Raw genomic sequence first — 23,546 nt, 5'->3', positions numbered from 1 at the left:
TGGCATGGTGGAAAGGTACCTCACTTCCCCAGCGAGATGCTGGTTTCAAGGTGTCCACCATCTGGGGGTCAGGTCCGGTCAATCGTTTTTATTGTCTCGCATGATTATCGCCAATCCACAGGCCACAACCCGAGGACTTTAGCGATCCTTACCGTCGCGACTGCGTGCTAGTTGAACACAGGAGTACTCTTCACCGTGATAACGACGGCCTCTTTGGCGCCGGCTAACATCCTAATCAAACCCCGAACTTCATACCGAGCCGGAGGCATAAACGTCTACACCACTACACGGGACTTGACCGTCCATATTAACGCAGTGCCCACGGTGGCACCGGTGAAAGATGAGCATGATGTGGTTGTCCCCCACGAAAAACATGACCTTCAACCCCCTGCGAGGCAAGACGGATGACTAACGAGTCTGGCTCCCGCAGCATGGCACTACACCCGCTGCGGGAGCCTTTGTCGTACTCACGCTGGGTTGTGCGCGCTGCATGGCCGCCGAGATTGGGCCAGCGGCAACGCACTTTGCTTACTGGCTAACCACACCGCACGATGGGTTGTGGATCGTAGACCGTGGTCTTGGTCTCGCGGGAAAGCTCCTTGCCGCTGAGATCCTTGATGATACGGGTATCGGACGTCGTAAAGCCCGGTGCACCGGATGATGGCGAACAGTCGCTGCCCGGCACGGACCTCGGTTGTGGCTCGGTCTTGGCCCAACGGCCGTTATTAATGGATTCCACCTCTACCGTCTTGGTGCCTTTCAAGCGGACGGTGATCTCACCGCCGCCAAAATTAGTCTCGATCTGCACTGGGGTATTGAAAGTATTGGTAAATTGCAGGTCAATGGCGCCCTCATACACGGTAGCCTCGCGGCCGGCCGGGTAACGGGAAATGTAGTACGAGTGCGGGGTGTGCGCGGTATCCTGCATGCCCGCGAAGTACGCGGCGTTATATAGCGTAGTGGCGAACTGGGAGATGCCACCGCCCACGGCGGTACCGGAATGGCCGTCGATGATGATGCCGGATTCCACATAGCCCTGCGCGGTGCCGCGGGGGCCGGTATAGCCATTGAGGGAGAAGGTCTCACCTGGGTTCACCACGGCACCGTTGACCTCTTGGGCCACCAGCTGAATATTGCGGCCGGAGGCAGAAGAGAAGCCACCGGTGGAGAACTCGCCCACGGTATCGTTAAACGTCGCGTTTTCGGCGTCCTCGGTGGTGAAATCGGCCGGGTCAGGCTTGTAGGTTGCGTCCCACTCGCGGTCATCGCCAGTCACGCGCTTATCAAAGCCTTCCATGGTTGGCTTCCAGTCAATAATCTCGCCGTCCTGGGAGGGCGTGACCTGCTTGGAACCACCAGCGAATTTCACTTTGGCGTTCACGCCAGGCACATCGGCGCCATCGGTGCGCTCTTGCAGCAATTGCTGCGCGCGGTTGCTATCAACCACTAGGTGCAGCCGACCATCCTTTTTCTCAATGCTGGTGAACTGGGAAATCTCCGGCTTATTTAGCGTGGCGGTTACGTTATTTTGGGCCTTCAAGGTCAACGGATTATCCAGGGCCTTGGCGGCGTCACCGGTACGCATCTTTTCAATGGCCTCGTCATTAATGGCCGGCTCAATTTCTTCCGGCTCCACCTGCACGCCAGCCTTATCGAGCCAATTCGCTGCCACCGCATCGTGCAATTCGGTGCCTTCTACGGTCTGCCCCAACGTGGGATCGGTGACCTTGAGCTGACCATCATTAAGCTCCAGCATGCCGTCGACCGGCTCTGTAGAAAGCTCGTCTTTTACGCGGTCAAGGGTGGGCTGCAGCTTATTATCGTCTACCTCGGTTTCTACCGGGATATCTTCGGTAGAGCGAAAGAAGCTGGCCAGGCGGGTAATCGGGTTGAGCGAAGGCTCCTCAATGCCATCGACGGCGGCCTGGTTATCCAGGGCCAGGCCGGATTCGGCAGGGATAAAATCAGACTGCAGTTCGCCGGCGGTCACGGTCACGGGCTGGGTTTCGACACCAGTGAGCTCGTCCTCGAGCTTGGCCACGGCGGCGGTGCGTTCCATGGCGGAGATATCCACGCCGCCCACGGAGACGCTGCGCGGGATCTTGTCCTGGTTTGCTATGACATCCCAGGCATAAGCGATGCCCGCAATGAGGACAAAGCCAACGATCACGCCAAGCGTGATGAGCCAGCCCTTTGCACCGTTTTTTCCTTCTGCCTTCTTCACGCCTTAAAGGTTAACGGGTAAAGGGGCGTTTTTCCTAGTCGCTGTCCCCATCGCGTACATGGCGGGCGGCATCGCCGAGGCGCTCCGGGGCCAACCTGCCCTCATCCACGGCGCCCACGACGGCATCGATCACCGCATTGATATCGGCCTCGGTGGACCACAGGGGCATGTCGGCACCGGCGGCGAGGGAGGTAATGACGGCATCGGCAAGCGGCAGCGAATCCGAAATGGCCGCCATGCCGCCAATGTCATCGGTATAGATGGTGCCGTCATACTGTAAGGCCTCGCGGGCAAGGCCGTAGGCCTCCGGCAGGATGGAGGCAGGGGTCTGGCCATCGCCTAGGCCCGGCACCGCGAGGTGGCCCATCATCAGCGCCGCATTCGGTGCTGCGGGAATGGCATTCCGGAAGGGAATAAACTCGTGGTTCTCAAGCTCTTCTAGCGGCGGGGTAATGGCCTCCGCCAGGTGGGTATCGCCCGAGGCGCGGCCGTGGCCCGGGAAGTGCTTGAATACGGCCTTAACCCCGGCGGCATCCAGCCCGCGGGCGAAGGCGGCGCCGTAGTCGCCGGCCTGGGCGGGGTCGGTGGAAAAGGCGCGGTCACCCACGACCTCGAGGCCATCGCCATCAACATCGAGCACCGGCGCGAAGTCCACGTTGATGCCGTAGTCCATGAGCCGCTTGCCGATGTCCCCCGCCAGCTGTTCCACCTGCTCCGGGGAGTTTTCCGCCGCCATCTGCTGCGCGGAGGGATATTCACCCAAAATTTCAGAAAAGCGCTGCACACGCCCGCCCTCAAAGTCAATGGCGACCTCAAAATCGCGGCCTAGCTCCGCGCGCAGGGCGTTAATATTGCGGCCCTCTTCTTCTAGCAACCCAGGATCCGCCCAGCTGGGGATGAAGATGCCTCCCACGCCGGCCTCCAGCTTGGCCTTGGCGTCCTCATAGCTGGTTGCCGGTGGCATGAGCACCGAGGCGGCGGTGGCGCGAATATCCTCGGGCGCCGGTGCTGGTGCCGCCTCGGTGGCGGGCGCGGAGGTATCGGGTGACGAGGACGCAGGAGCCGCAGATTCGCGCGCCTTGTCCTCCTCCGTGGCGGAATTAGAGCAGGCGCTCAGCACCGCCACGAGGCCCAAACTGGCAATGATGCGGGAATATGTCATGTCTTCCAGTGTGCAGCATTCCTCGCGAACTATCCCAAGCGGTGGGTAGACTAGTGACATGAGTAACGGCAAAACAATGTTAATTGCCTATGATGGCACCGAACGCGCCGACCGCGCCTTGGAGTACGCCGCCCAGCTTTTGCGCCCCTCCACGGTGGAAATCCTCACCGCGTGGGAGCCGGTGGCCCGCCAAACCGCGCGCGCCGTCAGCCGCACGGGCATGCACCAGTCCACCGTGTCCCCCGATAGCGTGGAAGACGATCCCGCCTACGAAGAGGCGCTGAAGATCTGCCGCCAGGGCACCCAGTTGGCCGAGAACCTAGGCCTAGCCGGCCGCGCCCACCTCGTGGAATCCGCCACCACCATCTCTTCGGCCATCGTGGATGCCGCGCACGAGCTCGACGTGGATGTCATCGTGACCGGCACCCGCGCGCTCACCGGCTTTCGCGCCTGGTGGACCAACTCCACGGCGGACCAGATCGTGCGCAACGCGGGCCTGCCCGTCTTTATCGTCCCGCAAGAAAACGACGAAGACGCGGATGACGACGATCCGGAATACTTCTAAGTAGCTGCTAATATCTTTAGCCATGGCTCTGGAATCCGATTCTTTAAACAAGCGCACCCTCGGCCCCGCCGTGGGTAGCGCTGTTGTGGGCATCGCCTTGGGCATTATCACCATCATTGGCATCGCCCAGTTCTCCGGCAGCGATACCGTGCCGGAAGGCAATGCGGTCTCCGCCGATGATGCGGTGCTAGGCGGGCCTGAATACGGTTCCCGCAATTAGATGGGCGCACCGGCGTGCATGACCGGACCGATCAGCTCCCCCGCGGCCCACACGGCGGTTCCTATGTACACCGCTACCGCGCACTAGCCCGCGCCCTGCGCCACCGCTGCGCGCGCCTTGCTCGGCCCTACCCGCTCGGCATTATTGCCTTGGCGCTCATCCTCGCTGTACAGCCGTGGGGGCTGACCGCCGCCGATACCAAACACGATCTGGCCGCCAACCCGCGGCATTTCCTGCGCGGTGCGCTTGATGCCTATACCGATATATTTACCCTGGGCCAGCTGCAGAACCAGGCCTACGGTTACCTCTTCCCACAGGGTCCCTTTTTTGTTTTAACCGAGCCACTGCCGGATTGGATAGCCCAACGCCTGTGGTGGCTGTTGGTCTTAAGCGTGGGCTTTATCGGCTTTTACAAGCTGGCCACCCGGATAGGCCTGCGCGGCCGCTGGGTCTGGGTGGCAGCAATGCTCTATGCCCTGTCCCCGCGCTCGCTATCCACTCTGACGGCCATTTCTTCTGAAACCTGGCCGGTCATGTTAGCGCCGTGGGTCATCCTGCCCTTCCTGCGGGGAAAACTCACCTGGCGTGATGCTGCCGCCGCCACGATTCCCGTGGCGCTGATGGGCGCGGTCAATGCCACCGCCACGCTCGCGGCGTGTACCCCGGCGCTTGTCATCGTGGTCTACCGCCGTGCCTTCAAGCCCGGCGCGGCCTGGCTGCTTGGCTGCCTGTGCGTATCGGCGTGGTGGATTGGCCCCCTTATTATCTTGGGCCGCTACGCCCCGCCGTTTACGGAATTTATCGAATCTTCCCGCGTGACCACTCGGTGGCTGAACCTGCCGGAGATCCTGCGCGGGACGACGAGCTGGTCGCCCTTTGCGGATGCCGAGCGCATCGCCGGCAACGAGCTCGCGACCTCTGCTTTCTTTGTCCTTATCACCATGGCCGTGGCCGCGATTGGCATATATGGCCTGTGCCGGCTGCCCCGCGTGTGGTCCATCATGCTGATTACCGGCGTAGCGATTTTAGGCTGCCAGGCGGCGTGGTACCTCGACGCGCTCGATGGGGTGCTGGCGCCCCTGCGCAACGTGCACAAATTCGATCCGTTGGTGCGCATCCCGCTGCTTTTGGGTTTTGCCCGCGCCTGCCAGCTCCTGCCGCTGCCCACCGGCCTGCGGCCCACCAAGAAGCAGACGGTGGGCGCGCTGGTGCTGCTCGTATGCATCAGCACGCTCTCCCCGGCATGGTCGCAGCGGCTGCTGCCCCTAGGCGCCTACGACGAGGTTCCGGACTATTGGCATCAGGCCACGGATTACATCAATGAGCACGCTGAAAATACCCGCACTTTGATCTATCCCGAGGCCTCCTTCGCCCGCCAGGAGTGGGGCTGGACTCGCGATGAGCCGGCGCAGCCGCTTCTTGATGTCCCGTGGGCCGTCCGCGATGCCATCCCCCTCGTGCCGCCGGAGGCCATCCGCGGCCTCGACGGAGTGATGGCAGGACTAGACGAGGACCCGGCCAGCGGCGTGCGCGCCTTGCAGCGCTTGGGCATTGGCGCGGTGATGGTGCGCCACGATCTCTTTGCCGCAGATAATGACACCTTGAGCAGCAAATTTGGCGGTGAAGTGCACACTTTTGGCGAGGTCGATGTGATTATGCTCGAGCAGCATTCCACGGCTTTGACCTCAGACGATCCCGTCCGCGTGGCCGGTGGCGGCGAGGCGCTGGCCTTCCTCGATGCCCACGATGGCCCGGCCGCCCGCGAACTGGTGGACAAGGATGCCGATATCGTCACCGATACCCCCACGCTGGTGGATCGCAATTACGGCACGCTCCATGGAGCCGCCTCGGCGCCGCTATCCACAGACGATCCCAGCCACGTTTATAACCGCCTGCGCGATTATCCCTCCGCCGGCCCGCTGACCACGGTGGAGACCCACGGCGGCGATGTCGAGGTCTCTTCTTCTGCCGCCGATGCCACCGCCTTTGGCGGCGCCCAGCCGGAAAAGTCCGCCACCGCCGCCGTCGATGGGGAAAATTCCACCGCCTGGTGGCCCGCACCCGGCGATGATGAGAGCTGGATCGAGCTGCGCGGTGACTTTAGCCAACCGAGCCTGAAGCTCATGGCCACCAGCTCCACCACGGTGACGGTGCGCTCGGGTGGCGCTGCAGTAGAGGTAAACCTGCAGCCCTTCCGCTCCAAGACGGTGCGCATGCCCGGCGGGGATTCGCGGGCCATCCGCGTGGAATTATCCCACCGCACCGGCATCGCGGAACTGGAGGTGGAAGGCCATCCCATCGAGCGCGTAGTCACCGTGCCGGATACCTCGCCGAATGTGCACCAATTCTTCTTCCAGCAGCTGGTGCACGATACCGGCGTGCTCATTCGCGATGTCACCGTGCCGCGCCGCATGGAGGTCACGGTGGATTCCACCAAGCCGGTGCTTATCGATTCCCACCGGTACTCCCCCGGCAGCACCCTGACCCTTGAGCCCGGCGTCCACCGCGTGCGCACCACCGGCGCGTGGGTGTCAATGACGGAGAAGGGCTGGTCCCCGCCGAGCGATTATCGCCTCACCGATTTTTCCATCGCTGCTGCAGGAGATGAGCGCCTGCTCATTACCGGCCGCGCCTTTAATAAGGGCCTGCGCGGATTTATAGGCGATACCGAGCTCACCCCGTACGAGATCGATGCCGCCACCCAGGCGTTTATCGTCCCGGCGGGCACGCATGGGGAATTCCGCATGACCTTTAAGGCGCAGCCTGCCTACCGCGCCGCCCTGCTCTTTGGCGGCGCACTCGGCCTGGCCACGCTGGGGTTCTGCCTGCTTTTCGCCGCGCGCCGTAGCCCGCAGCCCACCTGGCACCCGCATCCTGGCGGCATGGCCTCTGCGGTGTATTCGCTGGCCTGCCTGGCACTGGTGGGATGGCCGGCGGCGCTTGCGGGCATGGCCGCCTGGCTCATCGTGCGCTGGACCACCATTCCGCGGGCTTATTTTGCCAGCGGCGTGGTAGCGGCGGCCGGGACCATCCTTGCCCGAGCTCCATGGACCTCAGGGGCCTATGCCGGCGATTCCGTGCTGCTTATGTGCTTATGTGCCGCGGGGCTGGCCTGCCTTTTCGCCGTCGACGGCCCCGGCCCCGGACCCGGCCACGGCCCATCAGAAGGTCGCGGCCCGGGCGCTCGATAAGCGTATAGCTCGCCGCAGAAACCACAACGGTCCCCACCACCGTGACGGCAAGGATCACCCAAAAATCCAGCGGTTTCCCGCTAAACAGCGCCACCCCGGTTAACGGGAAGGCCACGGCGAGCACCGCCACGTGCCACAAGAAAATGGAATAGGACCACGCGCCCAGCGCCTGCATGAGCGGCGAGGTAAGCCACGAGGTTCCACGTGGAACCAAGGCCACCGGCACCACCACGCACGCCGCGAATACCGCCCCAGCGATGATGCGGCGGGCAAATTCCGCCGGCTCCGGATGCACCAGCCCGGCCGGCCCAAACCAATCCCGGCTCGCCACCCACAGCACGAGCCCCGCCAGCACAACCCAGGCCCAGCGCACCCGCAGAATCCGCGCCGTGCGCTTGCCGATGCCCCTTTCTTCCACCTCCGCCGCCAGCATGCCCACCGCGAACCACGAGGCATAAGCCGGCGGCCAGATTTGCGAGTTGACCTGGTCCTCGCCGTAGTCCGCGACAAAGGGGATAAATCCCCACCCCCAGCTCAGCACGGCGCCGCCGGCGATAACGGCCATGCGCCAGCGCTGCGGCAGGCTGCCAAGGGCCCACACCAGAAGCGGTAGTACCAGGTAAAAGAAAAACTCCACGCAGAGGGACCAGAGGTGGGTAAGGCCCGGGGCAAGGCCATCGACCACATAGATCTGCGTGGAGGTCAGGTTGGCGAGGATCTGGGTGGGGGTGATGGAGTGGGCATCGGGAAGCAGCAGCAAAACCGATACCACGCAGGCGTAATAGGCCGGTGCCAAGCGCGCGATGCGGGAGTGGGCATAGCCGCGCGCCGTGTGCAGCCCCCGCCGGCGCCACAATAAAAAGGCGCTGAGGGCGAAAAAGACGGCGACGAAGAAATCGAAACGCCCGGCAAATCCCCACCCGGTGCCGGTTTGGAAGGATACGTGGGTGACAATGATCCCTAGTGCTGCAACCGCGCGTAGGCCGTCTAGCTCCGGCAGGTGCTGGGGTAGTCTTTTCACAGATGCCTGCGTGCGCACGCTTGCTCCTTTACCCCGGAAACCTGAAACTGATTGGATATAGTACTGCAATGAGCCGCTACCTTTGGCCACGCTCGCCACGGACGTGGGTTGTCATTGCCGCAATCATTTTCCTCCTCATTGGTACCCTCGCCCCGACCCTCTACAATAACCGGACCCGCCCGCTGGGCTTGGATCAAGATTTTTCCACCTCGAGCGGACCCACCGATGCGGTATGGATGGACGTGCGCGCCCTCATGGACGGTGAAGCCCCCGCTACCGCATCCGGCGATGACCCGCGCTGCGCCGACAAATCCGCCCCGATGTGGTGCTACCAGCACCACGGGCCGCTGACCTTGGAGCGCACCATTACCACCGGCGAGGTGGACGATGATGACACCATCGCCACCACCGATTCCGTGACCAGCCTGCTGGCTGGAAAAGACAGGGACTCCCAAGAGGAAATCGCCTCCGTTGATCAACACTCCGTGCTCAACCGCGAATCCACGTTCCCGGTGGCGAATCCGGTCAATAAATGGGCCCTCGCCTTTCCCGAGTTCAACGCCGATCTGACCCGGGAAGACTTCGAGCGAGACGGCCTCACCTATTTCTTCCCCTCCGGCACGGAGCAGCGCTCCTACCCATTTTTTGATTTCCTGGCGCAGGAATCCACGCCGATAGACTTTACCGGCGACTCCAAGGTGGATGGCATCCCCATCTATTCCTATCACCAGGACGTACAGCCGCTGCCGCTGAAAAACACCTTTAGCAATATCAGCGCGGATTTGGACAGCACCACTAAAACGGACGAGCTGAAATCCGGCGATTTCCAGTTGAAGGGTCCCGCCAGCCGTTTTTATGACCGCCACTCGCGCGAGCTTTTGGACTTGGATGCGGATGCGACCGTCATTGTCGAGCCCTTTTATACCGTAGGCCGCGATATTTCGGTCGAGCCCACCACCGGCACCATCGTGGATGTCCGGGAAAACGTCAAAGTCTTTTTCGCCACCGATATCCAGCAGGCGGGAACCCTGATCGCAGAGGATGACACAGAGGATCGCTCCGTGCTGGCAGCGGATTTCCGGTGGTCAGAGGACACCCGCTCGGAACGCCTCGCTGAGGTCCGCCCGGTAATCTACGCCATCCGGGGGCTGATGGCCGTTGGCTGGCTGGGCAAGGCCATCGGCGTTTCCCTGCTCATTTTCGCCGCCTACCAGTACATGCGCCGCCACCGTGACGCCCATGATGCCGCGCACGCCTAGGCGCATCCTCCTCGGGCTGTGGGGAATTCTTCTCGTGGCCGCGGTGTGCTGGCCCTTCGCACTGCCCGGTGAATTCCTCTGGCGCGATATGGTGCTCTTAAACGATCCGGGGCTTACCCCATCCGCGCTGGGTGCGGGAAGCCTGCCAGCCCGCAACGCACCACAAGATGGGTTTTTGGCATTACTCGGCGGCGCGTGGACCGCCCGGGTCCTTATCTTTACCGCCGCTGGGGCCGCCGCTCTCACCGCCGCGCTGTGGTCTCGCACCACGGTAGCGGCGCTGGCCGCGATGACCATCGCGGTGGCCAATCCCTTTGTCATCGAACGCCTCCTGCAAGGCCAGTGGTCCTTGGCCATTGCGGCCTGGTTACTCCCGGTCATCGCCTGGGCGGGGCGCCGCCACAGCTGGCTGGCATGGCTGGCCATGTGGGGAGCATCGCTTACCCCCACCGGCGGGTTATTTGCGGTGGTCACCGCCCTGTTTACCTGCCGGAAGCGCGTGGCCCTGGCGGGCTGCCTCTTGTGGCTGCCGTGGCTGGTTCCAGGTCTCTTCCAACCCAGCGTGCCCGGCGATGCCGCAGCCGCCGTCGCGGCCTTTTCCCCGCGCGCAGAAGAACACGTGGGCACGGTGGGCGCGCTCTTGCGGCTTGGCGGAATCTGGAATGGCGAGGCCGCCCTTGGCCTGGCCGTGTTCGGCCTTTTCGTCGCAGTTCTCGCGCTGGCGGGCGCGCACCGCGTTCCGGCGCGCTTGACCGTCCTGGCCGCGCTGGGACTCGGCGGGGCGCTGGCATGTTGGCTCTTGCCAGGCATGCTGGAATGGGCCATCGATTACGTTCCAGGGGCCGGCCTTTTGCGCGATAGCCACAAACTCACGATGCTCGCGCTGCCGCTATACGTGGCGTCCATCGGTGCGCTGCCGCAGATTCCGGCCGCGCTCGCGCTGGTGGCCGCCACGATTCAGATTCTTCCCGCCCCGTCCCGCCTCGCCGTGCTCTCTCCCCGCGATACCGGGGTGGATGAGCAGTTGGTGCGCGATATCGACGGACGCCTGGCGTTTTTCCCCGAACGGCCCAATTTGGTGGAGGTTCCCACGGGGGATGGCGGTGCGCATCGGGAAGCCACCCCGGGAGTCGCGGTCGATCCCTATTCCAAGGCGGTGCCGATGGTGGAATCCGGCGAGCTCAGCGTGGACGGTGAAGTCATCGATCAGGCCTCGCCGCAGTACCGCGCGGCGCTGCGCGCCTGGCAGGACCGCGATATGGCAGGCCTTGCGGAACTTGGGGTGGGCGTCGTGGTGGTCGATGGCGCCATCGCCGCAGAGACCAACGCCCCGCGCCCCGAGCTACCGTGGGCTCTTACCGCCGTGTGGATGGCTTACCCGCTACTAAGCCTTGGAGCAATTGCGCAAAAGCAGCGCCGGTCTTCTCCCACGAAAAGCGCGCGGCAAACTCTCGGGCATTAGACCCTAGGCGCCGGCGCAACTCCGCATTATCCAGTAACTCCTGGGTGGCCGCCACGAGGTCGCCCTCTTCTTCTACAAGGATTCCGGTCTCGCCATCGATTACGCTATCGCGGAGGCCAAATGCATAACCCACTGTGGGCACCCCATGTTGGGCGGCCTCCATAACAGCAAGTCCCCACCCTTCTTTATGGGAGGGCATGAGGTGGGCATCGGCACGCGCGAGCAAGGCGTGCTTATAGTCTTCCGTAACCTGGCCGCGAAAGCGCACGCGATCCGTCACGCCGAGCTCTTCGGCATAATCGCGCAGGTTCGACTCCCACCAGCCAGAGCCAATCACGTCCAATACCGCGCCCGGCGTGCGCGCCACCGTATCCATGGCGTGCTCGATCTGCTTGTGTGGGACTAGCCGCGACAGGGTCACTAGGTGCTTTTCCGCCTCGCGCTCGAGGGAAGGCACGTGCGCCGGAATGGGGTCCAAACCATTGGCGATGATCCGTGCGCCCTCAATGCCGAGCGCCTCCAGATCCTCGCGCGAGGCCTGCGAGACCGTGACGTAGGTCGAATCCCGATATACCCGCGGTGCCACGCGCGATTCCAAGAACCAGCCCAGCCGCCCGAGCACCGGACCGGCCACGGGCCATTGCTCACGGTGGCAATGGTGGGTAAGAAGCACCGTCGGTGCGCCGGAAATCAGCCGCGCGAAAAAGGGAATGCCGTTTTGGGTATCGATGACCACGTCAATGCCGCGCAGATCCCCCAGGCCCATTCTCCCGGCCGCAATGGCCGCCCACGCGCGCGGGTACACGCCAAACTTGGCACCGCCGCGACTATAGCGCACGCCATCGCGAACCTCCCGGCGCGCCGCATTCATGTGCTTAGAGGTGCGAAAGACCACCTCGTGGCCCTGCGCCGCTAGGTACTCCCCCACGCGTTCGAGGTAACGCTCAGAGCCACCACCCTGTGGGTGGGTGGAATCGCGCCAGCATAGTAAAAGAATTTTCATCGTGGGGTATTAGCCTAGTGGTTTATGAAACACACCCGCGACATGGCCACGCTCTCCCGCTCCTGGGCGCTGCTGCGCTCTTTCCGCTTCGAGCAAACCCGCCCCGATATTTTCTACGGCGGCCTGGCAGAAGATACGGCCGCGCTGGTGGAAAACTTGGGCCGCGATTTGGGCGTGCCGCTTGCCGATGCCCTCGTGCTCGACGTAGGCGGCGGCCCCGGCTATTTCGCCGCCGCCTTCGCGGACCGCGGCGCGTCCTACGTTGGCCTTGAGCCCGATGCCGGGGAAATGTCCGCGGCCAATATCCACCTCAGCAATTCCGTGCGTGGCGATGGCACGCGGCTGCCCTTCGCGGACGATTCCTTCGATGTGGTCTATTCCTCTAATGTCGCCGAACATATCCCCCGCCCGTGGGATATGGGGAAAGAAATGCTGCGCGTTACCCGCCCCGGCGGCCTGTGCATCATGAGCTATACCGTCTGGCTCGGCCCCTTCGGCGGCCACGAAACCGGGTTGTGGGAGCACTACGTCGGTGGCGCCTTCGCCCGCGACCGCTATACCCGCCGCCACGGGCACCCGCCCAAGAATGTCTTTGGCACCTCGCTATTTAATGTCCGCTGCTCCGCCGGCCTCACCTGGGCCAAGTCCACCGGTGCGCTAAAGCTCGCCTTTCCGCGCTACCACCCCAGCTGGGCCTGGTGGCTAACCAAGGTGCCTGGCCTGCGCGAATTCGCGGTGTCCAACCTGACGCTGGTACTGCAACCCGACTAGGCCGCGCCACAGCTCGCGCCGAGGTTGTCCTACTATACTTTCCAGCATGCCGGACCAACTACAAAGCTCACAGCTCTCCCCCGCCGTTCGCGCAGCTCACCTGGGGTGGGCCGCGGCCAGCGTCGTCGCCACTTTTGCCGGTGCGGCACTCATTGGCATCGCCTGTGGCCTCATTACAAAGAGCGGTTCCTGGGTGGCCTTTGGCATCGCCGTTGGCGGCGCCATCTTCGGCTTGGGAACGGTCTGGTACGGATTTTCCCGCCGCTTGGGCTGGTCATGGCGCGATGCCGGGTTCGTGAAAGCCAAGCACTCCTTATGGCACCTGCTGTGGTGGATTCCCCTCGCCATCCTGGGTTCTGGTGCGGCCACGGGCGGCGTCAATGCATTACTGGGCAGCGAACCAGCCGGCAATAACCTTTCCGTCGGCCTAAAGATAAGCCCCGCCGCCACCATCATGGTGATACTCAGCACCGCGCTTGTCATTCCCTTGGTCGAAGAAGTGGCATTTCGCCGCGTTCTATTGGATTGGCTGCAAAATTCGATGCCCACCTGGGCGGCAGCGCTTATCACCATCGCTGTCTTCGCCCTCGCGCACGGCATCCCCGCAGTAATGCTCTACATCGCATTCTTTGGCACCCTCTTGGTGCTAGCGCGCCTCTGGTTCAAGACACTTACCGCTCCCCTGTGCATTCACATTGCGAATAACACGGTCGTGGCAATCACGGCTCTGGCGGGGCTATCGGGCTAAGCGGTCCCTGCGCAGCGGGAGAAAAACGCTAGTTCAGTAGCCGAGGTGGAAACTACGTCCAGAATGCTTCAATGTACCCAGAAGTACGGAAAGGTTTCTACAGTATTTTATGGACACAACTTCTGGCACCATGGAGAGGGTGAAGAGCTCTAACCGCAAGAAGATCATTGAAAATTTGGGCAAACCCCGCATTGAGCCGTATCTAGAGGCTGCAAATGGAAATGAGAAGCATGCACTTGCTCTTTATCGTTGGGGCGTTGAGATGACTGCCTCCGTTCAAGAAACACTGGGTATTACCGAGGTTTTTCTTCGTAATTCCATTGATACACAATTGCAAAAGTGGAACAGCGAACAACTTGGACAACGCAGTACCAGTTGGCTCCTCGAGGCCCCAGCAAGGCCTTTACGTAGCCTAACGCAAGGCAAGAGGTTAGAAGCTAAAAGGCGGGCTCAGAAGTCAGCAGATCGTCGCCCTGCTAGCCATTTTCGGCATGGGCAGGCGATTACACATAATGATGTGCTTGCTCACACGATGTTCGGGATGTGGAAAGATATCCTCCCTAATCATGCACCTGACGCAGATCCGGAAAAGACCGAAAATAAAAACCGCTTCACCTTATGGGAAGGGGCAGTAAAGGACGCTTTTCCTTTCGCAGATGATTCAAGTGGTAAAAAGACGTACTGGAGAGTTGCCCATCTGCACGATCTTCGGAATCGTGTCTCACACATGGACAGTTTGTTAAACGTAGATATTCTGGACGTTACCAAGGATGCCTTTGCCCTAACAGAAAGTATTGATTCTGCATTAGCCAGTTGGTTGACCAGTACCAGTACTGTTAGTGCGGTACACAAGAAACGACCAATATAAGAAAAGGCCAACAGGCGCTTTTCGTCCTGTTGACCTTTTCAACTCATGACAAGGGAACCTGTCCTTGCCTTCTCTGATCCTTAGCATACATGATTTGCATACCTGTGCCAAACCGACCATCGAAGTTGGTGAAACTCTAAACTATTCGGGGTAGTTTCGCTGAAATGCTAGCTAATTTGGCCCCAGAACACTTCACTCCGCCGGGAGTACTTCAGGATCTGCAGCGAGACGACGAGTAATGGCTGCAGATTGAGAGGGCGTAGGGTATCTCGTAATTCGATATCTCGGGCTATAGCAAAAGCTAAAGCTTTTGATTCTCATTCTCCTGAAGCTTTTTGTTCTTAGACTCCTGGTACCTTTTGGTTGCAAGATAAGTGCTGAAGGCGCCCATTAACGCGCATGCACCGGAGCTGATCAAAAGTCCCGTAGACGGATTAGAGGTGGATATTGAGAAAATGAAAACCCCAACTCCAATAGTCAACGCAAACAAAGCTGCGATTAGTGTTGATGATTCGCGCATATTTCCTCACAATCCTGGGACAGTATCTGTTTGCCCGTGACTGAACTACCCCGGATTTTATCCCTAGACATTTGCCTTGATTCCCAATTCATCCTAGGGATCGTTCCGAGGCTTTCAAGATAAAAACTAGCATTTTCCATCCAAGATCGACCTCAGTACCGGTATTTCAGTGGTTTCATCGGCCCGGCCCTAGAAAATAGATTCTTCTTGGGTTTTAAAAGTCGTAGTAGAATAATATGGGCCCCCAACGAGTGCCAGATCGTTGAGCCCCTCGGGCCTAAAGACCCACGTGAAGGATCGCGCTAACGAACTTCACGGTAGCGGTCACAAAGTTGAGGACTCCGCTCACCAAGTTAAGGATTACGGTTCCTTTGGTGGCGGGGTCTTTTCCGTTGTAACTGGGTGTATCGGTTTAACCCCAACAAAGATCTAACCCCAGAGCTTTACGCTGCTGGGGTTAGCTTTATGCGGGGAATTACCGCGGATGAACGCGTTAGGAAGCTGCGCCCTCCACGCGCTTCTTCAGGGCGCGGAACTGGTCCCACACTTCCTCAGGAACGCGGGAGCCCAGGAAATTCAGGTACTCAGCGTTGTCTTGCATATCGCCTTCCCATTCCTTCGGGTCAACGTCAAGGGCGGCGCGAACGTCGTCGATTTCGAAGTCAAGGCCTTCCAAATCAATGTCCTCGGCGCGGGCGGTGCGTCCGACCACCGTGTCCTCGGCCTCTACGTTGCCTTCAATGCGGTCGATGATCCACTTGAGAACGCGGGAGTTCTCGCCAAAGCCGGGCCACAGGAAGCGGCCATCGTCGCCGCGGCGGAACCAGTTAACCAGGAAGACCTCTGGCATGCGGTCGCCGCCCTTTTTACCCATGTCAACCCAGTGCTGCAGGTAGTCACCGGCGTTGTAGCCCATGAACGGCAGCATGGCCATTGGGTCGTGACGCAGCGCGCCAACTTCACCCTCTGCGGCTGCGGTCTGGCCGGAGGATAGCAGTGCACCGATCATGGTGCCGTGGTTCCAGTCGAAGGACTGGGTAACCAGCGGAACCGTGGTCTTGCGACGGCCGCCGAAGAGAATGGCATCAATCTTGACGCCCTTCCAGTCGTCGTATTCCGGCGCGGCGGTGGGGCACTGGGAAATCGGTACGCAGTACCGGGAGTTCGGGTGGGCGGCCTTGGTGGACGATGCCGGAGTCCAGTCTTCACCGGTCCAGGAGATGAGGTGCTCTGGTGCCTCGTCGGTCATGTCCTCCCACCAGACATCGCCGTCATCGGTAAGCGCAACGTTGGTGAACAAGGTATTGCCCGGCTTCATGGTATCCATGGCGATCGGGTTGGAATCGTAGTTGGTGCCAGGGGCCACGCCGAAGAAACCGTTTTCCGGGTTCACGGCGTAGAGGCCGTCCTCACGCAGGTGCAGCCAGGCGATGTCATCGCCCACGACCTCAGCCTTCCAGCCAGGAATGGTGGGGGTGATCATGGCCAGGTTGGTCTTGCCGCACTGGGACGGGAATGCGGCGGCGACGTGGTAGTTCTTGCCCTCCGGGTTGGTCAGCTTCAGGATGAGCATGTGCTCAGCCATCCAGCCTTCTTCCTTGGCCATGACGGACGCGATGCGCAGCGCGTAGCACTTCTTGGCCAAGATGGCATTGCCGCCGTAACCGGAACCGTAGGACCAAATCTCTTTGGTCTCTGGGAACTGGGTGATGTACTTATTGTCGTTGCAGGGCCAAGCAACGTCTTCTTCGCCTGGCTGCAGCGGGGCACCGACGGAGTGGAGGGCGTGGACGAAATCGCCGTCCGCGCCGATCTTGTCCAGTGCTTCTGCGCCCATGCGGGTCATGATGCGCATGGACAAGACCACATAAGCGGAATCGGTCAACTGCACGCCAAGCTTGGGCTCTGGATCGCTAATCGGGCCCATGCAGAAAGGAACGACATACATGGTCCGGCCCTTCATGGATCCACGGAAGGCCTCCGTCATTTCTTCCTTCATAGCCTTTGGCGGTGCCCAGTTATTGGTTGGGCCCGCATCTTTTTCCTTCGAGGTGCAGATGAAGGTGCGGGATTCCACGCGGGCAACGTCCGCTGGGTTGGACCGCGCCAAGTAGGAATTCGGGCGCTTTTCCTCATTTAGCTTGATGAGGGTGCCTTTATCGACCAGCTCTGCGGCGAGGCGGTCAGCCTCTTCCTGTGAGCCATCCACAAAAGCCACCTCGTCCGGCTGGAAAAGCTCAACGCTTTCATTAATCCAATCGATCAGTTCTTGATTGTCTGTAGGCAGCTCTCCAACGAGGCCCTGAATGGTGGCGGTCATTAAAAATTCTCCTCTGGATAGGATGTGAAAATCGGGGCATATCACGGCCCAACTTTGCCTTCCGCCTCCAGATTAACCGGCAAAGCCAAAATATTGGCCACATTAAGTGTCATTTTTCCCACTCCGGTTATATCCACCGCCGTGAGCGGACGTTTACCAAGCACACTATGGATAATTGTGATATTAGGCGTGATTTTCTCCACACCATTTCGGGGGCATTAAAGTATCCTATTTACCCATTCTATGCCACAAGGGATCACCCCCGTGGAATCCACCGGTTATCCCCTTCCTCCATACAGCAGGGAAAACACCCGGCGCGGCATATTGCTTGCCATGCCTGGACAGGGAAAAATAGGGCGCAATGAATAGCACGGATAATTCTCAAAACACCCCTGCCGGAGAAATGCCGCCGGGTCGCCCGCCGCAAACGGATTTCAATGCGGTCTTTGATAATGACCTGGACTACCCGCGCCTGGGCAATGTCACCTTCCGCCGCGGCACGCTCACGGATAACCAGCACCAGCTTTTTGAGCAGCGCTGGCCCGAGCTGGGCCGCGTCTTAAGCGATGAGCTTATCGATGTCGATGAGTGGTTCGACCGCACCGGCGCCAAGACCATCGTGGAAATCGGCTCCGGCACCGGTACCTCCACCGCGGCCATGGCACCGCTGGAGCAGGACACCAATATCATCGCGGTAGAACTCTATAAGCCCGGCTTGGCCAAGCTCATGGGCCAGGTCGAGCGCGAGGGCATCGATAATATCCGCATGATCCGCGGCGATGGTGTGGAGGTCATGGTGCGCATGATTGCCCCGGAATCCCTCGATGGCATCCGCGTCTTCTTCCCGGACCCCTGGCCCAAGGCGCGCCACCACAAGCGCCGCATCATCCAATCCGGCACGCTCAACCTCTTTGCCTCCCGGCTAAAGAAGGGTGGAGTCCTGCACGTTGCTACCGACCACGCGGGTTATGCCGAATGGATAGATGAGCTCGTGCACGTCGAACCCAGCCTGGAGTACAAGGGCTGGCCGTGGCCAGACTGCCCGCAATTGGTGGATCGGCAGATCATCACCAAGTTTGAGGGCAAGGGCCTAGATAAAGAACACGTCATTACTGAATACCTGTGGGAGAAGAAGTAAATGAGCACCTATCTACTGGTGTGGGACGCACCCAATATGGATATGGGGCTCGGCTCCCTGCTCGGCGGGCGCCCCACCGCGGCGCACCGTCCGCGTTTTGATGCCATCGGCCGGTGGCTGGTCCACCGCGCGATGGATGTCGATGCCGATCCGCAGGCCGCAGTATTTACCAATGTCTCCCCCGGCGGCGCCGATGTGATTCGCCCCTGGGTAGAGGCCATCCGCAACGTGGGCTTTGGCGTCTTTGCAAAGCCGAAGATCCACGAAGATGACGATGTGGATCCAGACATGATCGACCACATCGAAAAACTGCGCGATGATCTCGCCGGCGTCGTGGTGGCTTCTGCCGATGGCCAGAACTTTCATCCCTTGCTGGAAGAACTCATTGATGAGGGCCTCCCGGTCACCGTCCTGGGTTTCCACGAGCACGCCTCCTGGGCCGTGGGCCACCCCGAGATCGACTTCGTTGACCTAGAAGATATTGACGGCGTCTTCCGCGAGCCGCTACCCCGCGTCAACCTGGATAACCTGCCTGAAGGTGGTGCATGGCTCCAGCCATTCCGCCCGCTGGCTGCGCTACTGAATAATAGCTAGGAGGCTTACCCCACATGTTTGAAAAATGGGGACGATTTTCCTATGCGCACCGCAAGGTCATTCCCATCGTCATCCTCGGTGCCATCCTTGCCCTCTTCGTAGGTTTTGGAACCCAGCTCGAGGAACGCATGAGCCAGGAAGGCTGGGAGGACCCGAATGCGGCATCGACAAGCGCGGCGCAGATCGAGCAGGAAACCTTCGGCCGCGATAATTCCGGCGACGTTGTTTTGCTCTTTAGCTCGCCCGATGAGAACTTCGATGCTGCCAAGGAGCACTTGGCACAGCTCAAAAAAAATTACCCGGATCAGATTGACTCTGTCACCAGCTATTTCGATAGCAAGAACCCCAACCTGGTCAACGATGATCACTCGCTGGCCTTTGCCGCCATTGGGCTTAAGGGCGATGATGAACAAACGCTGCAGGATTTCCGCGCCATCGAAGGCGCGCTGACGGATACCTCCGCGCCGGTCAAGGTTGCCGGTGCCACGGCCGTGGCAGATGCCCTCGATGAAGGCATGGCAGAAGATATTGCGCGCGCGGAAAAGGCCGCCCTCCCGCTCGTTGGCCTGCTGCTCCTCGTGGTCTTTGGTTCCGTGGTGGCGGCGTTCATGCCGCTTATTGTCGGTGGCCTATCCATCCTGGGCTCGCTGGGCATTTTGGCCATCCTGGCCGGTTTCCTGCAGGTCAACGTCTTTGCCCAAGCAGTGGTCACGCTGCTGGGGCTGGGCCTGGCCATCGATTACGGCCTATTTATGGTCTCCCGCTTCCGCGAGGAGCTGGATAAGGGAAGCTCCACCAAGGATGCCGTGGCCACCACCACCGCCACCGCCGGGCAGACCGTGGTCTTTTCCGCGGCGATGGTCGCCGTCGCACTCTCCGGACTCTTCCTCTTCCCCCAGGCCTTCTTGAAGTCCGTTGCCTATGGCTCGATTTCCGCCGTCGGCCTGGCGGCCCTGCTGTCCGTCACCGTTTTGCCGGCCCTGTTCGGCATGCTCGGGCCCAAGATCGATCTGTGGTCGGTGCACCGCACCTCCCGCACGGCCCGCACCATTCAGGACACCTGGTGGTACAAGCTACCGCGCTGGGCCATGCGCCGCGCCAAGGGCCTGACCCTGGCCATCTGCGGCCTGCTCATCGCGCTGGCGCTGCCTATCATGAGCATCACCTTCGGCGGCATCAACGAGACCTACCTGCCACCCAACCACGACACCCGTGTGGCGCAGGATAGCTTCAACGACGAGTTTCCAGCCTTCCGCACCGAGCCGGTCAAGCTCGTAGTGGAAAATGCCACCAACGAGCAGCTTGTCGATGTCGTCATGCAGGTCCGCGGCCTCGACGGCCTTACCGACCCCATGGGGCCATCGACCGCCACCAAGGACGGCACCACTGTCCTTTCGGCCGGCATTAAGGACCGCGAGGACTACGCACGGATCGTCCACGAGCTCGAGGATGTTAAAGCCCCCGAGGGCGTCAACCTTTATGTCGGCGGCACGCCAGCCATGGAAGTGGAATCGCTCGATGCCCTCTTCCACAAGCTGCCGTGGATGGCGCTGTACGTCGTCCTCGCCACCTTCATCCTCATGGCATTAGTCTTTGGCTCCTTCGTGCTGCCGATTAAGGCCATTGTCATGACGCTTCTGACCCTGGGCGCCACCCTAGGCATCCTCACGCTCATGTTCGTCATCGGCGTGGGCTCCGGCGCGCTGAACTTCTCGCCCGGCCCGCTCATGAGCCCCATTCTGGTGCTGATCATCGCCATCATTTATGGCTTGTCCACCGACTACGAGGTCTTTTTGGTCTCCCGCATGGTGGAGGCGCGCCGGCGCGGCGATTCCACGGACGAGGCCATCGCGGCCGGTACCGCGCATACTGGCGGCATCATCACGGCGGCGGCCCTGATTATGATCGTGGTGGCGGGCGCGTTCGGCTTCTCCGATATCGTGATGATGAAATACATCGCGTACGGCATGATTTTTGCGCTGCTTATCGATGCCACAATTGTCCGCATGCTCCTCGTCCCCGCCGTCATGCACCTGCTGCGCGAGGATAACTGGTGGGCGCCTAGCTGGCTGCATCACTTGACCACTAGGCTTTCTGGTAGTACCACCCGCCGTGGGAAGACCGTTCCCTTCAGTGAGTTAAAGCGGCGCCTCGAAGGAGATAAATAATTGAAAAATTGGCTGCAAGTTATCGCCTCGCTCATAGTCCTGGCCATCCTCATCTATGTCTTCCGCGATGAGCTGGACTTTTTGAGCGAAGGCTTCTCACGGCTCTCCCACGCCGAACCAGGCCCGGTAACGCTCGTGGTCATCGCCTCCATCCTCTCCGTCGTGGCGATGGGTGAGGTCATGCGCCTGCTCATCCGGGCCGGCGGCGTGGAAGTGGAGGGCACAGAAACCGCTGCTCTTACCTTTGCATCCAATTCCTGGTCCACCACCATGCCCGCAGGCCCGGCCTTTTCTGCCATCTTGACCTTCCATGTGCAGCGCACCTGGGGCGCCTCGGTGGTCCTGTGCGGTTGGTTCTTCGTGCTCTCTTCCGCCATTTCCACCCTGTGGTTGGTGCTCATTGGGCTTGGCGGCGTGCTTTTCCTCAACGCCGATATGGCCCTGTGGTCCCTCATCGGCACATTGGCAGCGATGCTGGCGCTCTCCGGCGGGCTCTTCTGGCTGAGTAATCACCCCGAAACGCTGGAGCGCTGGGTGAAAAAGCAGCGGCTGGTAAAAGGCTCGAAGCGCGAAACCCTACTCGAACACGTGGAGAGCCTCAAGGAAGTACACCTCACCCGCCGGCAATTCGCCTGGGCGTCGTTCTATTCCTTGGCCAACCGGCTCATTGACATGGTCTCGCTCTGGGGCTGTGTGTGGGCCGTGACCGGCCAAATGCCCACGACCGATTCGGCCGATAACACCACCACCATCGCCGGCGTCGCGCTGGCTTACCTCACCGCCAAGCTGGCCGGCTCCGCCCAGGTCACCCCGGCGGGTCTGGGCACGGTGGAAGCGGCAATCATCGCCACGCTCGTGGCCACGGGCATGACCGCAGTCGATGCCACCAGTACAGCGATTATCTACCGCCTTATCTCTTTTGCCTTCATCACCGCTATTGGTTGGGTCATTTATTTCTGGCACTATGCCCGCAAGGGCATTACCTACGCCGCGCTATCCCGTAAAGAAAAAGAAAAGGAAACCGTATGACTTCGACGCGTATCGCTCCGCTCATTGACATCATCGCCTTGATGATTTTCGCCATCGCCGCCCGTCTCGCCCACGGTGGCCTGAGCTTTTCCGGCTGGGTCGATGCCTTCTGGCCCTGGGCAGTAGGCGCGCTCATCGGCTGGGCCATTATCCTGGCCACAAAGGTCCAGGGCAAGTGGAAAGAGGGCGTTGTAGTCTGGCTGTCTGCCATCATCGGCGGCATGGCCTTGTGGATCATGGTCAATGGCCGCCTGCCCCATTGGAGCTTCCTCATCGTGGCAACCGTGATGTCCGCCCTGTTCTTCTTTGGCTGGCGGCTATTTGCCCGCAAGTAGCAGATCGTAAAAGACACCCGCTAAGCACAGCGACGCAGCGACTTTGCCTCTATAGGGAAAGCCGCTTTACATTTGGCACACATCAGTCAAAACTGGTCGCTCCCACTGGTGTGGTGCATATGGAGCCGGTGGTGAGCCTCGTGCCTGCGCACAAGGGCCTGACCCCTGGAAAGTGGACACGTCGGGGGTTAGGCCCCTGCTTTACAAGAGCTTCTCTAGAGGGAAATCCTTACTGATCCAGATTCTTTCCTTGGCGCGCTCATTTAAGTCCTCATAGTAGCTTAAGAAATCTCCGATGGACTGCGCTTTTGCATCTGTAGCTTCTTCTCCTCCAGCCCATACAATTTTGTCCGGTTCGGAAAAATCTGCTTTAAGGATCGGATAGTCACCGGCTAATGTATCGAAAACAATTGAATCGGCGATTTCGTCGTATAAATAAGGTGACCATACATAGCGTTGGTAGCCTGCCTCATATCCTACAATTGCCGTATGTTTTAGGGCTTTAACGTGGAGGGTAAGGGCGATCTCGAAATGAGAAGGACATTGCACTATGAATAATGGAGCTATATCTGTCTTGTTTTTATAGCTGTTTTCTTCAGCTATCCATTTGTCTAGTGCCACCGACAGCTTTATTGCTAATCGGCTAATATCGATTTGTTCGATATCTATCCACATAGATCTTCCATTCCGCACTTCAGAATTTGGGCCTGACCACCGGAAAGTAAACGCATTGTTCTCTTAGACGGCCACACCATCGCGTGTGAATTGTTCCCATTACGTAGACATGGTCGTAGATTACAATTATGCCACCCCGACCGGGCCAAGTATCAGGTGTCAACCAAACAGGAGTCATCTCCGAGGGCAGGAGAGCACGGGCCCGAACCCCGGAAAGTGGACACGGGGATTTAATCAAGATGCGATAGTAAGTGTAGCTGATCCGGCGGCTTC

Annotated in this window: 19 protein-coding genes; 13 read left to right on the top strand and 6 right to left on the bottom strand. The window is 60.4% G+C overall.

Features of this window, described 5'->3' with window-relative positions; genetic code table 11:
- Window positions 1–535 precede the first annotated feature (535 nt).
- Both ABRP93_RS09975 and ABRP93_RS09970 read right to left on the bottom strand, forming a co-directional pair.
- Window positions 536–2,224 carry a VanW family protein gene (locus ABRP93_RS09975; protein WP_349887826.1) on the bottom strand — a complete coding sequence of 563 codons (1,689 nt, stop codon included), beginning with the start codon at window positions 2,222–2,224 and terminating at the stop codon, window positions 536–538.
- Between the two features lie 34 nt (window positions 2,225–2,258).
- A complete protein-coding gene (locus ABRP93_RS09970; protein WP_349887825.1) occupies window positions 2,259–3,386 on the bottom strand; it encodes a glycoside hydrolase family 3 N-terminal domain-containing protein in 1,128 nt (375 codons plus the stop codon).
- A gap of 58 nt (window positions 3,387–3,444) precedes the next feature.
- Between ABRP93_RS09970 and ABRP93_RS09965 the strand changes: the two genes are divergently transcribed.
- The 3 genes from ABRP93_RS09965 to ABRP93_RS09955 are packed head-to-tail and all read left to right on the top strand — an operon-like array spanning window position 3,445 to window position 7,362.
- Entirely contained in the window at window positions 3,445–3,951 is a 507-nt protein-coding gene (locus ABRP93_RS09965; protein ID WP_034659544.1) for a universal stress protein, read from the top strand.
- A gap of 22 nt (window positions 3,952–3,973) precedes the next feature.
- On the top strand, window positions 3,974–4,171 hold the full coding sequence (locus ABRP93_RS09960) for a DUF2613 domain-containing protein (RefSeq protein WP_023024221.1): 198 nt from the start codon (window positions 3,974–3,976) through the stop codon (window positions 4,169–4,171).
- A gap of 14 nt (window positions 4,172–4,185) precedes the next feature.
- Window positions 4,186–7,362 carry an alpha-(1->3)-arabinofuranosyltransferase domain-containing protein gene (locus ABRP93_RS09955; RefSeq protein ID WP_349887824.1) on the top strand — a complete coding sequence of 1,059 codons (3,177 nt, stop codon included), beginning with the start codon at window positions 4,186–4,188 and terminating at the stop codon, window positions 7,360–7,362.
- Here the strand turns inward: ABRP93_RS09955 and ABRP93_RS09950 are convergent.
- Complete coding sequence (locus tag ABRP93_RS09950; RefSeq protein ID WP_023024225.1) at window positions 7,256–8,401, bottom strand: acyltransferase family protein; 1,146 nt, start codon at window positions 8,399–8,401, stop codon at window positions 7,256–7,258. The genes ABRP93_RS09955 and ABRP93_RS09950 overlap by 107 nt on opposite strands.
- Window positions 8,402–8,451: 50 nt before the next feature.
- Here ABRP93_RS09950 and ABRP93_RS09945 point away from each other — a divergent pair, with 50 nt between their 5' ends.
- Together ABRP93_RS09945 and ABRP93_RS09940 are read left to right on the top strand one after the other, a co-directional pair.
- Window positions 8,452–9,642, top strand: coding sequence for a PorA family protein (locus ABRP93_RS09945; RefSeq protein WP_023024227.1), 1,191 nt, complete (start codon window positions 8,452–8,454; stop codon window positions 9,640–9,642).
- The gene (locus tag ABRP93_RS09940) at window positions 9,623–11,104 is read left to right on the top strand and encodes an MmpA family trehalose lipid delivery protein (RefSeq protein ID WP_349887823.1); all 1,482 of its coding nucleotides are present in this window, start codon (window positions 9,623–9,625) and stop codon (window positions 11,102–11,104) included. The genes ABRP93_RS09945 and ABRP93_RS09940 overlap by 20 nt, the downstream gene beginning before the upstream one ends.
- On the opposite strand, the gene ABRP93_RS09935 is transcribed toward ABRP93_RS09940, so the two are convergent.
- A complete protein-coding gene (locus ABRP93_RS09935) occupies window positions 10,998–12,107 on the bottom strand; it encodes a glycosyltransferase family 4 protein (RefSeq protein ID WP_349887822.1) in 1,110 nt (369 codons plus the stop codon). The two genes, ABRP93_RS09940 and ABRP93_RS09935, sit on opposite strands and share 107 nt — an antisense overlap.
- Before the next feature lie 24 nt (window positions 12,108–12,131).
- Between ABRP93_RS09935 and ABRP93_RS09930 the strand changes: the two genes are divergently transcribed.
- From ABRP93_RS09930 to ABRP93_RS09920, 3 genes are all read left to right on the top strand, one after another.
- Window positions 12,132–12,878 (top strand): class I SAM-dependent methyltransferase, encoded by a 747-nt coding sequence (locus tag ABRP93_RS09930; RefSeq protein WP_349887821.1) that lies wholly within the window; start codon window positions 12,132–12,134, stop codon window positions 12,876–12,878.
- A gap of 46 nt (window positions 12,879–12,924) precedes the next feature.
- The gene (locus ABRP93_RS09925; RefSeq protein ID WP_349887820.1) at window positions 12,925–13,626 is read left to right on the top strand and encodes a CPBP family intramembrane glutamic endopeptidase; all 702 of its coding nucleotides are present in this window, start codon (window positions 12,925–12,927) and stop codon (window positions 13,624–13,626) included.
- A 109-nt stretch (window positions 13,627–13,735) separates the two neighbouring features.
- Window positions 13,736–14,494 carry a hypothetical protein gene (locus tag ABRP93_RS09920; RefSeq protein ID WP_349887819.1) on the top strand — a complete coding sequence of 253 codons (759 nt, stop codon included), beginning with the start codon at window positions 13,736–13,738 and terminating at the stop codon, window positions 14,492–14,494.
- 1,013 nt (window positions 14,495–15,507) lie between these two features.
- Here the strand turns inward: ABRP93_RS09920 and ABRP93_RS09915 are convergent.
- Window positions 15,508–17,334 carry a phosphoenolpyruvate carboxykinase (GTP) gene (locus ABRP93_RS09915; RefSeq protein WP_349887818.1) on the bottom strand — a complete coding sequence of 609 codons (1,827 nt, stop codon included), beginning with the start codon at window positions 17,332–17,334 and terminating at the stop codon, window positions 15,508–15,510.
- A 361-nt stretch (window positions 17,335–17,695) separates the two neighbouring features.
- Here ABRP93_RS09915 and trmB point away from each other — a divergent pair, with 361 nt between their 5' ends.
- From trmB to ABRP93_RS09890, 5 genes are read left to right on the top strand one after another with little or no spacing between them, the layout of a single operon-like run.
- Window positions 17,696–18,472 carry a tRNA (guanosine(46)-N7)-methyltransferase TrmB gene (trmB, locus tag ABRP93_RS09910; RefSeq protein WP_349887817.1) on the top strand — a complete coding sequence of 259 codons (777 nt, stop codon included), beginning with the start codon at window positions 17,696–17,698 and terminating at the stop codon, window positions 18,470–18,472.
- Window positions 18,473–19,066 (top strand): NYN domain-containing protein, encoded by a 594-nt coding sequence (locus ABRP93_RS09905; RefSeq protein WP_349887816.1) that lies wholly within the window; start codon window positions 18,473–18,475, stop codon window positions 19,064–19,066.
- Window positions 19,067–19,080: 14 nt separating this feature from the next.
- Complete coding sequence (locus ABRP93_RS09900; RefSeq protein ID WP_349887815.1) at window positions 19,081–21,234, top strand: MMPL family transporter; 2,154 nt, start codon at window positions 19,081–19,083, stop codon at window positions 21,232–21,234.
- Window positions 21,235–22,263, top strand: coding sequence for a lysylphosphatidylglycerol synthase transmembrane domain-containing protein (locus ABRP93_RS09895; RefSeq protein WP_023024251.1), 1,029 nt, complete (start codon window positions 21,235–21,237; stop codon window positions 22,261–22,263). It begins immediately after the preceding gene.
- A complete protein-coding gene (locus ABRP93_RS09890) occupies window positions 22,260–22,598 on the top strand; it encodes a DUF3054 domain-containing protein (RefSeq protein ID WP_005279751.1) in 339 nt (112 codons plus the stop codon). The genes ABRP93_RS09895 and ABRP93_RS09890 overlap by 4 nt, the downstream gene beginning before the upstream one ends.
- 201 nt (window positions 22,599–22,799) lie before the next feature.
- On the opposite strand, the gene ABRP93_RS09885 is transcribed toward ABRP93_RS09890, so the two are convergent.
- Window positions 22,800–23,273: a hypothetical protein gene (locus tag ABRP93_RS09885; protein WP_349887814.1), complete on the bottom strand. Its 474-nt coding sequence runs from the start codon at window positions 23,271–23,273 to the stop codon at window positions 22,800–22,802.
- Window positions 23,274–23,546: the final 273 nt, after the last annotated feature.

Source organism: Corynebacterium sp. KPL2850, assembly GCF_040225855.1.
Lineage (GTDB): Bacteria > Actinomycetota > Actinomycetes > Mycobacteriales > Mycobacteriaceae > Corynebacterium.
This window is presented reverse-complemented; position numbering and strand designations above follow the sequence as displayed.

Bases quoted from the DNA above. Each gene is read 5' to 3' on its own strand.
- ABRP93_RS09970 (WP_349887825.1), bottom strand. From the start codon at position 3,386: ATGACATATTCCCGCATCATTGCCAGTTTGGGCCTCGTGGCGGTGCTG.
- ABRP93_RS09965 (WP_034659544.1), top strand. From the start codon at position 3,445: ATGAGTAACGGCAAAACAATGTTAATTGCCTATGATGGCACCGAACGC.
- ABRP93_RS09960 (WP_023024221.1), top strand. From the start codon at position 3,974: ATGGCTCTGGAATCCGATTCTTTAAACAAGCGCACCCTCGGCCCCGCC.
- ABRP93_RS09945 (WP_023024227.1), top strand. From the start codon at position 8,452: ATGAGCCGCTACCTTTGGCCACGCTCGCCACGGACGTGGGTTGTCATT.
- ABRP93_RS09940 (WP_349887823.1), top strand. From the start codon at position 9,623: ATGATGCCGCGCACGCCTAGGCGCATCCTCCTCGGGCTGTGGGGAATT.
- ABRP93_RS09935 (WP_349887822.1), bottom strand. From the start codon at position 12,107: ATGAAAATTCTTTTACTATGCTGGCGCGATTCCACCCACCCACAGGGT.
- ABRP93_RS09930 (WP_349887821.1), top strand. From the start codon at position 12,132: ATGAAACACACCCGCGACATGGCCACGCTCTCCCGCTCCTGGGCGCTG.
- ABRP93_RS09925 (WP_349887820.1), top strand. From the start codon at position 12,925: ATGCCGGACCAACTACAAAGCTCACAGCTCTCCCCCGCCGTTCGCGCA.
- ABRP93_RS09920 (WP_349887819.1), top strand. From the start codon at position 13,736: ATGGACACAACTTCTGGCACCATGGAGAGGGTGAAGAGCTCTAACCGC.
- ABRP93_RS09915 (WP_349887818.1), bottom strand. From the start codon at position 17,334: ATGACCGCCACCATTCAGGGCCTCGTTGGAGAGCTGCCTACAGACAAT.
- trmB (WP_349887817.1), top strand. From the start codon at position 17,696: ATGAATAGCACGGATAATTCTCAAAACACCCCTGCCGGAGAAATGCCG.
- ABRP93_RS09905 (WP_349887816.1), top strand. From the start codon at position 18,473: ATGAGCACCTATCTACTGGTGTGGGACGCACCCAATATGGATATGGGG.
- ABRP93_RS09900 (WP_349887815.1), top strand. From the start codon at position 19,081: ATGTTTGAAAAATGGGGACGATTTTCCTATGCGCACCGCAAGGTCATT.
- ABRP93_RS09890 (WP_005279751.1), top strand. From the start codon at position 22,260: ATGACTTCGACGCGTATCGCTCCGCTCATTGACATCATCGCCTTGATG.
- ABRP93_RS09885 (WP_349887814.1), bottom strand. From the start codon at position 23,273: ATGTGGATAGATATCGAACAAATCGATATTAGCCGATTAGCAATAAAG.